The organism is Halalkalibacter sp. APA_J-10(15) (genome assembly GCF_023017105.1).
GTDB lineage: Bacteria > Bacillota > Bacilli > Bacillales > Bacillaceae_D > Halalkalibacter.
Genome location: NZ_JALKEV010000007.1, coordinates 12,077 through 25,517, shown reverse-complemented (window position 1 = coordinate 25,517; position 13,441 = coordinate 12,077). Strand labels below are relative to the sequence as shown.

At 37.5% G+C, this 13,441-nt stretch carries 15 protein-coding genes and 1 riboswitch; of the genes, 3 read left to right on the top strand and 12 right to left on the bottom strand.

Annotated features, from left to right (window positions below; genetic code table 11):
• Positions 1-1,131 (bottom strand): sensor histidine kinase, encoded by a 1,131-nt coding sequence (locus MW695_RS09870; protein WP_247105142.1) that lies wholly within the window; start codon positions 1,129-1,131, stop codon positions 1-3.
• Between the two features lie 196 nt (positions 1,132-1,327).
• A complete protein-coding gene (locus MW695_RS09865; RefSeq protein WP_247105141.1) occupies positions 1,328-1,465 on the bottom strand; it encodes a hypothetical protein in 138 nt (45 codons plus the stop codon).
• A 432-nt stretch (positions 1,466-1,897) separates the two neighbouring features.
• Between MW695_RS09865 and MW695_RS09860 the strand changes: the two genes are divergently transcribed.
• Entirely contained in the window at positions 1,898-2,410 is a 513-nt protein-coding gene (locus tag MW695_RS09860; RefSeq protein WP_247105140.1) for a type 1 glutamine amidotransferase domain-containing protein, read from the top strand.
• Between the two features lie 381 nt (positions 2,411-2,791).
• On the opposite strand, the gene MW695_RS09855 is transcribed toward MW695_RS09860, so the two are convergent.
• The 3 genes from MW695_RS09855 to MW695_RS09845 all read right to left on the bottom strand — a co-directional run bounded on the left by MW695_RS09855 (position 2,792) and on the right by MW695_RS09845 (position 5,211).
• Positions 2,792-3,190, bottom strand: a complete 399-nt coding sequence (locus tag MW695_RS09855; RefSeq protein WP_247105139.1) for a RidA family protein — start codon at positions 3,188-3,190, stop codon at positions 2,792-2,794.
• 231 nt (positions 3,191-3,421) lie between these two features.
• The gene (locus MW695_RS09850) at positions 3,422-3,841 is read right to left on the bottom strand and encodes a VOC family protein (protein WP_247105138.1); all 420 of its coding nucleotides are present in this window, start codon (positions 3,839-3,841) and stop codon (positions 3,422-3,424) included.
• 518 nt (positions 3,842-4,359) lie between these two features.
• Complete coding sequence (locus MW695_RS09845) at positions 4,360-5,211, bottom strand: LysR family transcriptional regulator (protein WP_247105137.1); 852 nt, start codon at positions 5,209-5,211, stop codon at positions 4,360-4,362.
• A gap of 115 nt (positions 5,212-5,326) precedes the next feature.
• On the opposite strand from MW695_RS09845, the gene MW695_RS09840 reads away from it, so the two are divergent.
• Together MW695_RS09840 and MW695_RS09835 are read left to right on the top strand one after the other, a co-directional pair.
• Positions 5,327-5,656, top strand: coding sequence for a DMT family transporter (locus MW695_RS09840; RefSeq protein WP_247105136.1), 330 nt, complete (start codon positions 5,327-5,329; stop codon positions 5,654-5,656).
• A gap of 1 nt (position 5,657) precedes the next feature.
• Complete coding sequence (locus MW695_RS09835; RefSeq protein ID WP_247105135.1) at positions 5,658-6,011, top strand: DMT family transporter; 354 nt, start codon at positions 5,658-5,660, stop codon at positions 6,009-6,011.
• Positions 6,012-6,097: 86 nt separating this feature from the next.
• Here MW695_RS09835 and MW695_RS09830 read toward each other — a convergent pair whose 3' ends face one another.
• The 7 genes from MW695_RS09830 to MW695_RS09800 all read right to left on the bottom strand — a co-directional run bounded on the left by MW695_RS09830 (position 6,098) and on the right by MW695_RS09800 (position 13,228).
• Positions 6,098-6,640 (bottom strand): NADPH-dependent FMN reductase, encoded by a 543-nt coding sequence (locus MW695_RS09830; RefSeq protein ID WP_247105134.1) that lies wholly within the window; start codon positions 6,638-6,640, stop codon positions 6,098-6,100.
• Positions 6,641-6,765: 125 nt separating this feature from the next.
• Positions 6,766-7,800, bottom strand: coding sequence for an SDR family oxidoreductase (locus MW695_RS09825; RefSeq protein ID WP_247105133.1), 1,035 nt, complete (start codon positions 7,798-7,800; stop codon positions 6,766-6,768).
• Between the two features lie 377 nt (positions 7,801-8,177).
• Positions 8,178-9,515: a TrkH family potassium uptake protein gene (locus MW695_RS09820; protein ID WP_247105132.1), complete on the bottom strand. Its 1,338-nt coding sequence runs from the start codon at positions 9,513-9,515 to the stop codon at positions 8,178-8,180.
• A 1-nt stretch (position 9,516) separates the two neighbouring features.
• The gene (locus MW695_RS09815) at positions 9,517-10,182 is read right to left on the bottom strand and encodes a potassium channel family protein (protein WP_247105131.1); all 666 of its coding nucleotides are present in this window, start codon (positions 10,180-10,182) and stop codon (positions 9,517-9,519) included.
• Between the two features lie 66 nt (positions 10,183-10,248).
• A riboswitch (cyclic di-AMP (ydaO/yuaA leader) is annotated at positions 10,249-10,395 on the bottom strand.
• A gap of 334 nt (positions 10,396-10,729) precedes the next feature.
• The gene (locus MW695_RS09810; protein WP_247105130.1) at positions 10,730-11,521 is read right to left on the bottom strand and encodes an ABC transporter permease; all 792 of its coding nucleotides are present in this window, start codon (positions 11,519-11,521) and stop codon (positions 10,730-10,732) included.
• Entirely contained in the window at positions 11,496-12,476 is a 981-nt protein-coding gene (locus MW695_RS09805; protein ID WP_247105129.1) for an ATP-binding cassette domain-containing protein, read from the bottom strand. The genes MW695_RS09810 and MW695_RS09805 overlap by 26 nt, the downstream gene beginning before the upstream one ends.
• Positions 12,477-12,502: 26 nt before the next feature.
• Positions 12,503-13,228: a MerR family transcriptional regulator gene (locus tag MW695_RS09800; protein ID WP_247105317.1), complete on the bottom strand. Its 726-nt coding sequence runs from the start codon at positions 13,226-13,228 to the stop codon at positions 12,503-12,505.
• Positions 13,229-13,441 lie beyond the last annotated feature (213 nt).

Here is a 13,441-nt window from a genome sequence, read left to right as displayed (position 1 = left end):
CTATCCTCTCCGTTCAATTAACCGTATATTTCCTCTTACTACGAATTGACGTTCATCATGGATAATGTCTAATGAACCACCGACTTGCTCCAATCGCTCCCGCATTGCCTTCAATCCATACCCCTCTTGAAAAAAGGAATTAGGAGGTGCTAAGTTGACCACCTCAAAACGAAAAATACTCCCACCAGGCGATTCAAACATGACCTGTGCCGATCTTGTCGAACTATGCTTCATAATATTCGTCAGTGCTTCTTGTACCGCACGATAGATCGCAAAGGATTGCTCGCCAGTTATCGGTGCAGCAAACGCACCATGCTTAACCGAAAAATTGACTTTCATGAAGCTTTCCATTTCTAACTTTCTAATTAATTGTATGACACCCTGTAGTCCACCGACTTCTTTCTGTTTAAAGGATTTCACTGCTCGCCTTGTTTCCTCCAAGCTTTGCTGAGCAAGTCCTTTAAGCTTCTCGATTTTTTCTTTATCCTGTTCAGGTGCTGTCAAACGAAATGCTTCAAATTGCATAAGCAGCGCCGTCAGTTTATGTCCAACAGAATCATGAATTTCATGACCAATCATCATCCGCTCATCCTGCCTTACCTGCTCCTCCTCTGTAACAAGCTGTCTTTTCATCTTTCTATACTCATCTAATAATGTATCATTTTTCACTTGAACTTCTTGCATTCGCTTATGTATCGTTTGAAAATAGAATAAAGCGAAGATGGATAACAAATAAAGCATACTGCCCCATAAGAGTTCGGAGATAGAAATATCCGCTACAAAAACGAGAAACAGTAAACACCCTAATTGAATCCCTGCTACCATTAGACTCCTCAAACGCGATAGATAATAGACAGCTTCCGCTATAAGCAACAGATGAATAAGTAAAACAGAGAGATTCAGCTCATAGTATATCGGATAAAAGATGACAACAGTCGTTAGTGTCTGGATGCAGAATAGTAATAATTGCACGATTGGCTTTTCTCTAAATAGAGGAACCGAAAATAAGAGGATAAAGTAGAGACACATACTAATTAATCGCATTTCATCAATCATGAATGTCCCTTCCGTAAATATAAGGAACCATACAGCAAAATGAATCATTAGCCAAATAAAATAGGTTTTTGTCATTTTAAAACTCCTTTTACAAAGATCCAGAAATCATTACTAAGCTGACTATCGTGCCTCTTTTGGACGAGAGTCTCGTGAAAGAAGACAGTGTGGGTGGTAGTAACTCTTCAGCGATTCGTTGTAAAATCACTTTTGTGTATGTGCAAATAATTAGTGCATATTACGATTCAGTATTCTTCATTTAATAACATTTCGATTATATACTAGATGTGAATGATCCCCATTCATATTTTCCGACATGCATCGTTCCGCCATATAACAAATGAAACCAAATGACCGGTTCCCACTTTCCAGAAATAACCTCCATCACTTTTTTAGTTTCAACACATTGCAAAGGATACGTCTACATTAGAACACAACCCAATGGTATATTTTTTGTTACTATACCACATTAAAGTGCTTGCTACCATGAATTCCCTACCGTTGTTAGAGAGGTGATTTTATTAGTATTGAAAAGAAAGTATGAAGCGTGGAATAATGGCGCTGACCATGTCATGTATTATTTCATTAGTAATGGTAGTACTGATGTCGGATTTGAATCTTTTGGGTGAGTCACATGGCTAAAATCCTCGTTCGTTGCGTTCATTATCGCATTTCCGGCAGCTATACTTTTCCAAAGGGAATACGCAAACTGCCTATTCTATAGGCGATTGTATACTATCATCGATTTTCTGTGAATTATTCAGGTAGGTAATGTTTGCATATAACTTCTTTGTGGTAAAGAAGACTATAACGATAATCATTTACCTAAGGAGGCGTTTTTAAAATGGCTAAAATCGCAACAGTCATCACAGACATGTTTGAAGATGTTGAGTATACTTCACCAGTAGAAGAATTTGAAGGAGCAGGGCACGAGGTCGTCACAATTGAAAAGGAAGCAGACAACAAAGTGCAAGGTAAGCAAGGCGATGTAACGGTTACAATTGACCACGGAATTGATGAAGTGTCACCTGAAGATTTTGATGCATTATTTATTCCAGGTGGCTTTTCACCAGATATGCTACGAGGAGATGACCGCTTTGTGGCATTTGCTAAGCATTTTATGGATGAAAAGAAGCCCGTATTCGCCATTTGCCATGGACCTCAGTTATTAATTACAGCAAAAGCACTTGAAGGTCGAGATGCAACTGGATTTAAATCCATTCTTATGGACCTAGAATACGCGGGTGCGAAAGTGCATGATGAAGAAGTCGTCGTTTGTGGTAACCAGCTAGTCACTAGTAGACAACCAGACGACATGCCCGCTTTTAATAGAGAATCCATTCAACTATTGTCATAAAAACACGAGTCTTATCTCTTTGAGGCTGGGACATAACTAAAGTGTCTATCTGGAAACCCGAACAAAAGATGAACGTAGCGGATGAAATATACGTAGACTCCTGCGGGATGAAAAGCCAAGGGTGAGACCCCGCAGTGCGAAGCACGAGGAGGCTCACCGGCTTCCCGCGGAAAGCGAAGTATATTTCAGGAGCGGTTTACGTCCTCCATCTATCATTGTTCGGCTTTTCTTTTAGTTAAACCACTTTTGTCCCAGCCTCTTCTCAATTTACATAACGACCGTAGCCATTACTCTATAACTTCGATATTTAGTATCCAGCCAAACAAACCATGGAAACATCTCATTGAGACGTTTCCATGGTTTAGATGAAGTGTGTAAATATTAAATGCTAGCTGCCCAAATTTCGATTTCCACTTTTATTTCAGGCAAGCCTAACTCAGAAAGATATCCGACAGTCATAGCAGGGTAATCATTACCGAATAATTGACCCCACTCGGAATACATATAATCCCAATCAATTTTTTCCGTAGCCCATATATTCACTTTTATAATATTAGTTGCTTCTAATTGTTCAGATGCTAACACTCTTCTAATATTATTGAACGTATTAGATATTTGCTCATTCAAACATTCTGGAAATTGACCATTTGAATCAATCCCAATTTGACCAGACGTAACAAATAAATCTGCATTTCTAGGTATTTTCGTTATATGCGTATAATGCCCAACTGGCTTAGGCACATTTGTTGGGTTTTTTCTCGTTATTTTGCTATCTTGCACAGTATCTACCCCATTATATTCGTATTCCTACCCTTTTTTTCTCCATCATTTTTAGACACACTTCACCCGTTAAAATGATTTTAGAAAAAAACGGCAGTAGAGTATCCATAACCAATAGATAAAAATGAAAGTGATCGTTTCTTCATGACTTGGATACCCCTTTCTTAAATATAATAAGATCGTGAACCATAATTTAACATGCGGTCTACATTTTTTCTAATAATAACATGCTTAATGCATACTGTCGACTTCCGTATCAATTAAAAAGGTCACACCAAATTTATCTGTTAAACTACCGTAACCAGGACTAAATGACGTTTTTTGAAACGGCATCTTCACTTGACCTTCCGGCTGCAAAGCGTCATAAAACTTTTTGGATTTTTCCACATCATTTGTAGAAATACAAATCGTCACTTGATTCCCTTGCTGGACAGGCATCGTGCTAGGGCTATCCGAGAGCAAGATTTCTGACCCTGCTAGACTTAATTTCGCATGCGCCACTAGACCATTTAGATCAGCTGAAGGGGGATCAGGCATGTCCCCATAGGTAATGAGCTCAAGCACATCTGCATCTAACGTTTTTTCATAGTATTGTACTGCTTCCTTACCATTACCATTCATCATTAAATAAGGGCGTATTTTAACAGACATTTTTTGTACCTCCCATATTAAGGCCACAGAAAAAGTATAAATAGACTTTTTCGTGCCTGTTATTTTGATTAGCCATGGCTTCCTATTTCTTAGGGTTCATTCTAACAATCGTTTCAGAAGGCTCGAAAACCGAGTAGCCGTTTGAATTCTCATGGATATGGATCTCGACTTCATCTCTTCTATTTATATGGTTTTGTTTTAAAATAGAACTTTACTGTTTCATCACACTTAAACTTAGGAAGCTTAAAAGCAATGTTGTGGCCACCTTTAAAGTGAAGCACTTCCTTTTTCAAATGTGTTAACCTCCTCCTTTCTGTAAGAATTTTCTTATAGAATTATCATAAGCGTTTCCTTTAGGCGATATTTCTTGTGGATTGCTCATTTTGCTAAGAAGTTTTTCTTATAGGATCTTAGAATTTTATTCAACTCAACGTGTTGCTTCTTTAGAGAGAAAATATCCTTAAGTAATTTGTTTTCTACAATCATCATCCCAACACTGAAAAGACATTCTCTTTGTATTATAACCCTTGCTCCTTCACTAACTCTGCAAAGGCTTTATATGCCTGACTTGCATATTTTTCTTTTCTTCTGATCAATCCTGTTTCAATCGATCGGTATTGTTCAGGGATAGCAGTAACATGTAGGTATTCATAAGAACCTGTTAATACTGATTTTGGCAAAATGGTAACTGCAATCCCTTCCTTTACACTACTCAAAATCGTTTCAAGTGAACTGATTTCCATGAAATCATTCAATACGATTGCATCCTCTTGAAACCATTGTTCTAATTTCCTTCTGAACGGACATCCCTTTGGTGACAATGCCCATTTTTGCTCTGATAATGAAGGTACGTCCATTTCCGTTTTTGATAAGAGTACCATTTCATCCGTTTGTACATAATCAAAAGTAAAGTTTATTGAAGTTAAATCACCTGTTACAAAAGCAGCGTCTAATTCATAATTCTTCACCTTCTCCATTAATTCGAAAGGATTTCCCGTTTCTATACGAAGCGCTACTTGTTCATATAATGTTTGATAAGAAGAGATGAGATTCATGAAATTTCCACATGTGACCGTTTCAACGACACCTATTCGCAGAGTTCCAGATGGCATTTCCTCATCTTGCATTACAGTAATTGCTTCTTCAGCCATTTTTAAAATGGTATCCGCATATTGTCTAAATTGCTCACCTTTTTCTGTAATGGCTATCCCTTTCACACTTCTATGAAAAAGGAGTACGCCTAATTCTTCTTCTAACTTACGTAACCTTGTCGTGACATTAGACTGAACATAATCCAAACGTTTTGCTGCACCTGAAATACTTGTTTCTTCTGCAATCGCTTGAAATACTTTTAAATCGCTTAGCTCCATATTTACACCCCCTCATAAACCATCATTTATATTGATAGCCTAATCACTAATAATCATTATACATAATACAGCATTCTATCTATACTAAAAGAGATTTAACAAAGGAGGGATTTAATTGGTTCACCTTTTTTTAGCATTAACCATTCTTGCTGAACTGACAGGAGCCATTTCTAGCCGATATTCAGACGGATTTAAAAGAATGATCCCTAGCAGTATTACCATTGTTACGATTATTGCTGCTTATTTTTTCTTTGCGGTTAGTCTTCAGTTCGGGTTGAATATTGGTATAGGGTATGCTATTTGGTCTGGTGTTGGAGTTACACTCATTGCCATTTGGGGTTGGATTTTCTTTAAAGAGACTCTGACAAGAGTACAGGTTCTCGGTGTAGGACTTATCATAGTAGGAGTTATTCTACTAGAGATTGGTGTAATGGAGGTGGTTTAGTATGGCACATTTCTATTTGTTAACAGCTATTTTCTTAGAAATTGCTGCAGCTATTGCATCTCGCTATACAGAAGGGTTTACAGCCCCTTTACCAACAACGATTACGATTGTATTCGCTGTAACCTCTTATTATATTTTTTCTCTTAGTCTCAAACATGGGATGAATATTGGTATTGGTTATGCGATATGGTCTGGAGTTGGTGTTTTAACTATAGCCCTAATTGGAGCAACATTACTTGGAGATACACTTACGACTATTCAAATTATCGGAATAATTTTGATTATCATTGGTCTTTTTTGTGTCCAGCTTGCTGGGAAAGCAGAAGATACTGAAAAGGTATCATATTCTGAGTGAAATAGTACTGTGTATCGATTTTCATCGCTAATCGAGTAGGAGGTTTAACCTACTACTCGATTACCTTGCATCCAAACATTCCCCAACTAACTATTTGACGTAATATGGCCTTTTAAGGAATCGAGCAATTTTTGCAACGATTCAACTACTTCTTCTCTAACATACTCGCCATTCTCATTTTGTTTACTATTTGCACCAGAAATGAGCAGCGTCCACTCATTAGGCACATGCGCTTGAAGCATACTTAGATTCAACTGCAATGCTTGATGCGCATGCTCCCCTCCTCCAGAAGACGTGATGACAGCTACTGGTTTTTCGTATAAAGTAGCTGATGATACTAACCATTCCAAGGCATTCTTTAAGACTCCTGGTACTCCTTTTATATATTCTGGTGTACAAATAACGACGCCATCTGCTTGATCCAATAGAGATCGAAATGATTGGACATCAGATGGGGGGGTTTCTCCATCTAAATCTGGATTAAAGTGAGGTAGCTTGTGTAGCCCGTTATAAATGATGTACTCACATTCAGTTGAAATATGCTTTTGAAGGCTGTTTAACGTTCTTTGAGTAGATGAATTTTCACGTATACTGCCAGAAAGAGCGACGATCACTTTATTGGCTTTCATGTTCTCACCTCCTCATTCATGCTACACTAACTATCTCACTTACATAATGTTTCTACAATTTTACCGCTTATGGTAAACCTTGAATTTATACTTTAGCTGTATGATCGCAACACCCAACTAATCTATCACTTTTTTTGAGAAATGTTTGTACCGAATTCTTTCAAACGTTTCATCATATATGAAGGCTCTATCAAAACTTCAGGGAAGTATAATCCTGCTTTAACAGTGGAGGCACCAACAAGACCTAGTAAATGTTCTATCCCAACAGCAACACCCAAGGCAGTCATTGGCACTTGCCCTTTTGGGTGAACAATTTCATACCGAAAGTTGCCGAACGATCCGTTATTCTGTTTACCACTCATTTCAACAATCGTTTCAATTGAAAATGGCTCATTTCGTCGTCGTGAAGCAGTTTCCCCCAAGGCAAAATCGAAACGAATGGAATTGGCATTTGTTGCTGCAGCTAAACCTGCGACATCCAAAGGAGCCGAATAGGCTTCTCCATGAAATACTTTACCGTCCACACTTTCAAAGTGACTCATCCTATCATCATCAATCGCCCAGATCCATTCCCCATCTTTCAACATTAATGCATAAGGGCCTGCTTTCGATAACCTCTTAAAATCATCATATGCTGCTGGACCACCCATATCCTGTTCATCTAATAATGCCGCTATATTAATTGAATCAATCGAAGAAAATTCCTGAATAATAGAAAGGATCGCGAGCGTTACCGTTCCAGCAAGCCAATAGCTATTCATTAAAATGGGAGCACTTGTAGGACGTTGAACAAAATAGGCGATTTCCGGACTGAGCTCAAAAGCAGCTCCAGAAATATTTTGGTAAGGAATTCCCTCTTTTTGAGCATATTTTAACGAGTGGAGCGACTTATCTTTAATAAACATAGCGATTGCACTAAACTTTTTTTCGCCCGATAATCCTAAATCCGGCCTCTCAAGATCAATCTGCACTACATCGGCGCCACCAATCTGATCAGCTACCTCCTCAGCGTAACGTACATTACGTGCCCCAATCGTTATCGGTAGTTCTGGATGAAGCTGACGCAATGTTTTTGCAGTAGCTGAACCTACGACACCTGATCCTCCGATTAACAAAACGGGTTGTTTCGGTACATTGGACATTTCTATTCGTTCATTCATATGGCTCATCCTTTCAAAATGAAGTAATACTCTGATAGAAGAAGCATTTCATAACCAGCTTCTTCTACCACCTTAAAGGATGACACCAGTGTCACTGTCAAGAGATTTTTCACTCTAATGAAATTCAAGATAAACCGTATGACTGAATTACGTAAAAAGAAGCAGAATCACCTTCTGCTTCTCACTAGTAAATCAGTTATTTTCACCATTTTATATATAATCTCATCTCATTCTAAAGAAAGGAACCTACTAAGCACTTACTAGGACAATAAATAGATCATAATGAAAAAAGTATTCCTATTAACGAACACATGCCCTAGCCTCCAATGATTCAAGGTACATGTAAAGGATAAATGAAAATAACCATACAACCTACCTTACCCCGTAAACACTTCGCCATCTGGATAACGAATACTAGATTTCTGCGCAACAGCTAAAGAAAACGCTAATGTCAATGGACCAATTCTCCCGATAAACATTAATACAATAATAACTAATTTCCCCACATCTGATAGTTCTCCAGTTAACCCCATAGATAATCCTACTGTTCCAAATGCTGAAAATACCTCAAATACAATTATCAAAAATGGTACACTCTCGGTAATGGATAGGATTAATATCGTTATAAATACTGCGATTAAACTAATTACAACGATTGCAAGTGAGCGAATAATGATTTGATGTCTGATCGTTCGATTGAAAACGACCGTTTCATTTCTTCCTCTTAAAAATGTTAAGACTACCATCATAATAATTAAAAAAGTTGTCAGCTTAATACCACTACCTGTAGATGCACTACCTGCTCCAATAAACATTAACAATAAAATAAACACAATTGTTCCAGCATTTAAATCTCCAATATCGATTGAATTGAAACCAGCCGTTCGAGGAGTCACAGCTTGAAAATAAGAAGCCCATAGCTTTTCTCCTAAACTTAATGTCCCTAATGTTGCTGGGTTTTGGTATTCCAGTACAAAGATAAATAACATCGCCACAATATTAATGACTATAGTTCCAACTATCATTAACTTTGAATGTAATGACAACTGTTGAAATGTCTTCGTACGCCATAAATCAGATAATACTGTAAAGCCAATTCCACCTGTAATAAAAAGTAATGTAATTAAAATATTCACAACAGGATCACCGACATAGCCCATTAGACTATCAGACCATAAGGAAAATCCAGCATTATTAAAAGCAGAAATAGTATGAAAAATACTAGTGTAGATACCGAATGCCCAGCCATACTCTGGTACCCATCGCATTGAAAGTAAAATGACAGCAGTCAATTCTATTGAAATAGCAAATGCAAATACTATTTTAACAAGACGAACCACTCCCCCCATCGAGGTTTGATTAAATGCTTCTTGTACGAGTATTCTTTCTTTCAATCCGATTCTCTTTCCTAACATAACAACAATCAAAACAGCAAATGTCATCAAACCTAAGCCGCCAATTTGGATAAGTATCATGATGACAATTTGACCGAATACGGTGAAATCAAGTCCAGTATCTAACACGACTAAGCCTGTTACCGTCGTCGCAGAAGTAGCAGTGAACAAAGCGTCTAGCCATCTGATTGGCTCTGTTGTTGCAACGGGTAGCTTCAATAACAAAGTCCCGAGCACAATGGCAAGAAAAAAGCTCAATGCTAATATTTGAGGTGGTGACATTTGAATATTTCGGTGTAAAACTCCCTTTTTATTCAACATTTTACATACCTTCTTCTTCAAATCGCTTTAGATCCAATTTATGACCAATCACAATCAAAATATCCTTTTCACGAATAACATCTACCGGCAGCGGAGAAACATTCAAATCCTCATCACGCTTAATAGCTAAAATCGTACATCCATATTTAGCACGTATATGTAAATCAATGAGCGAACGATTATGTATTTTCTCTGTCGCTAGTAGCTCAACAATACTATAATCATCCGATAACTCTATATAATCTACTATTTTTTCTGATGTTATATGCTGAGCAATTCGAATTCCCATGTCTTGTTCTGGATGAATAATGCGATCTGCTCCAATCTTATCGAGGACCTTATGATGATAGTTATTCTGTGCTTTCACCCATACATTTTCCACTCCCATTTCTTTTAACACTAAGGTTGTCAATATACTTGATTGAATATTATCACCGATTGCAACGATTACGTATTCAAAATTGCGAATGCCCAGAGATTTTAACGCTTTTTCGTCTGTAGAATTTGCTATGACTGAATGTGTTGAAAATGGGGCAATTTCATTTACTTTCACATCGTTGTTATCGATCGCCAATACTTGATGCCCCATTCTATACAATTCTTTACAAACACTTCCTCCAAAACGACCTAAGCCTATGACAGCAAACTGTTTCTTTTTCTCTGCCATCGTTCTCACTCCTTTTTCCACGCAAAAAAGACCATCACTAAGAATGGTCTTCACTTAAGACCTTTCTCTCCAAAACAATAACGCTGACGAGGTTAGCTGACGGATTAGGGACTGAGAGTATCCCCTCTTACTTAGTAAGATTCACCCCAAAGGTGGCATTCACCACCTAAAAATGGTTCCCCCGCTCTAAAACAGATTAAGCGATCAAAAGGTATGCGTGTGATTTAATTTGTACACAGAGAAATTTACTCCTCTTTTCATTTTTTGTCAATACTTATTTATAAATTCATCAAAGACTTATTTTGGTGTATCAGCATGAGTATTAGCGTGCTGTGCTAGTCGGCGCAATCAGATTAGCATGATCAAAATAACGCTATTTAAATGGGATCGTTACAAGATCCTATCCATTGAACCTAGACTTTAAGCATTATATTTAAATTCCCTACATGAATACTAATTTTCCTAAAATTTGAATTTACAAGGTTACTGTTAGTAAGTTCATACTCACTCCACTTGTCTTTTCAGTCATACTTCCGGGAAATTCACATTAGCGATTCCTCTCTGCTCTTGCAAACATCATTGAACCTACTATTGATAAGACTAGAAACAAAACTATCATTACGGATAGATTAAATAGTGGGTGATGCAATACAACGGCATCATATTCTGGTTCTCCCCAATAAAAAACAGCTCTAGCAAAATCAATACAATAAGTCATAGGCATGATTTTCGCCAAGAAACCAAGAATCCCCTCAGAGTGGGTAATGGGAATAAGAGCCCCTGAAAGGAGCAACTGTGGCATTACGAGTAACATAGAACCGGCATCTGCTGTTTTGCTATCACGCACAAAACCAATAAAGAAAATGCCTAATGAAGCTCCAACCATACCTATAACTGGGGTAATTAATAAAAGCCACAGTAAATTCATACCACCCAGGGGGATTTGCATGGCAATCGCAACGATTATTATACCTGCTAATCCAATTAGGCTCATCATTCCAGATCCAATCATCTTACCTAAGATGATTGAATACCGAGAAATAGGGGAGACGTAAAGCCCCTGCGTCATATTCTTGTCACGCTCTTCTATTAACGAACTCATTCCACTAATTGTTTCCAAAAACAAACTATTAACGATCATACCAATCATCACAAATTGCAAATAATGAAATCCGATTCCCCCTCCTAAATTTTGAGCCAAGCTCCCTCCCAATATGCCAAGAAAGAGAATTGGAAAAACAAGACTAACAACAAAGGGAACAGGACTTCTGAATGCCCTGATAAACTCCCTAAACGTAATCGCAGTCATTGCATTAAATTCCCTTATAGCTACTGACATCTGTATCACTCTCCTTATCCATACGTATCATCAAATTCATGTAAGCCTCCTCCAACGTTGGTTCCATCACTTGGAGCTTTTTCAGTGGTGAATTAATTTGTGCTATCAGCCGTTGAGGTGTCTTAGTTCGATAGACCACTTTTAAGCCATCAGTTGTTTCTGAAAATTCTGCTCCCAGATTTGATAATTCAGATTTTAATTCATTCTGATCATCCGCATCAATATACATGCTTTTTTCAACCATTAGTCTATTCTTTATTTCATTAGGCTTACCATACATCGCTATTTTCCCTCGATGGACCAGACACACCTTATCCGCAGCCTCTGCCTCAGCTAAATAATGAGTCGTTAAAAAAATAGTTATATTCTTTTCTTTACGAACCTTTTGGATATAATTCCAAAAAGAATAGCGACTAGCTGCATCCAATCCTTGTGTCGGTTCGTCCAAGAATAGTATTTTGGGCTGATGCATTAAGCTTCGAACAATTTCTACTTTTCGCCTCATCCCTCCCGAGAATGTATTGAGCTTCTTGAAAAGGGCTTCACTCATGTCCATCATCTCAGCCAATTCTTGAAGGCGCATTTTGTACTCTCTAGGCATAAGACGATATAGTGGACGATAGCCATAAATCCCATATAAACTCACATGAAGACGAATGTTCTCCTCAAATGTTAATTCTAGGTCTACACTAGGGTTTTGAAACAAAATACCAATACAACGACGAGCCTGCTTAGCCTCCTTATCTACATCGTAGCCTGCAATCATCACTTCTCCAGACGTTTTAGATAAGATCGTTGTCAGAATAGAGATCGTCGTTGTTTTCCCGGCACCGTTCGGGCCAAGAAAGGAGAAAAACTCTCCTTCCTTCACTTCAAAACTAATATGATCTACAGCATGCTCTTTAGAGTTACGGTACTGTTTGATCAACTTGTTTACTTTAATAACTGATTCCATTAAACCTCCCCCAATCCTAATAAAGTCTACTCGGAATAACTAACAGAAGCGGCATACAAATAATAACTTAATCCAATTTGTTGTTCCTCCAACATATTTTTGTGAAATTCATCGTTTATAAAAAACCAAGTCGATTCCACAAAGCCTTTCTCATCGAGCTCCATAATATGTTCGTTAATAAAGTCGATATGGTGAGCGATAAGATGCTTCACCCTTTCATCATCCACACTCCACCCCTCTTTTAACGCAAAAGCCATTTTACTCATGAACTCTTGAGACTCTCGTGCGGACTCATCCAATTCGTTACTCGTTATATCATCTGTTGGAATTTCATATTCATAGTGTTCGTTCAAATACTCATTTTGCTCGTTCATCTGTTCTTGCCACTGTTCTTTATTTAGACCTTTAAACATCTTATGTTCATCCATCTCTTTTCCCCTCTCCTCAAAATGAATCGTTTCGTTAATCGTTTCTAAAATAAGATTGATGCGCTCTCTTTTCTTTTCCATCAATACTTTTTGTTCCATTAATACTGTGTAACGATTATTTCTTTCACCTAATATCGTTTGAATGGCCTCTAGTGAGAAATCTAATTCTCGATAAAACAAAATGTGTTGTAATCTTTCAAGCTGCTCCTTTCCGTATAACCGATAGCCAGCCTCCGTTACTTCACTAGGTTCTAACAAACCAATCTTGTGATAATGATAAAGCGTTTTAATCGTGATTCCCGTCAAATCAGCCACTTGTTTCACTGTTAACAACTTGACTCACCTCCCTATACATAAACAATAGACCCCTACCTAAGGTAAGGGTCAACGGTTATTTTATATTTTTTTATTTATGATTAAAAATAAAGATGAATATCAATATACAACCTTAACAAACTCTCATCAACTTTTCATATTATTCTTAAGAAAATCTTGTATTAACATTACAGGAAATTTTAAGATCATTCTAGTATATTA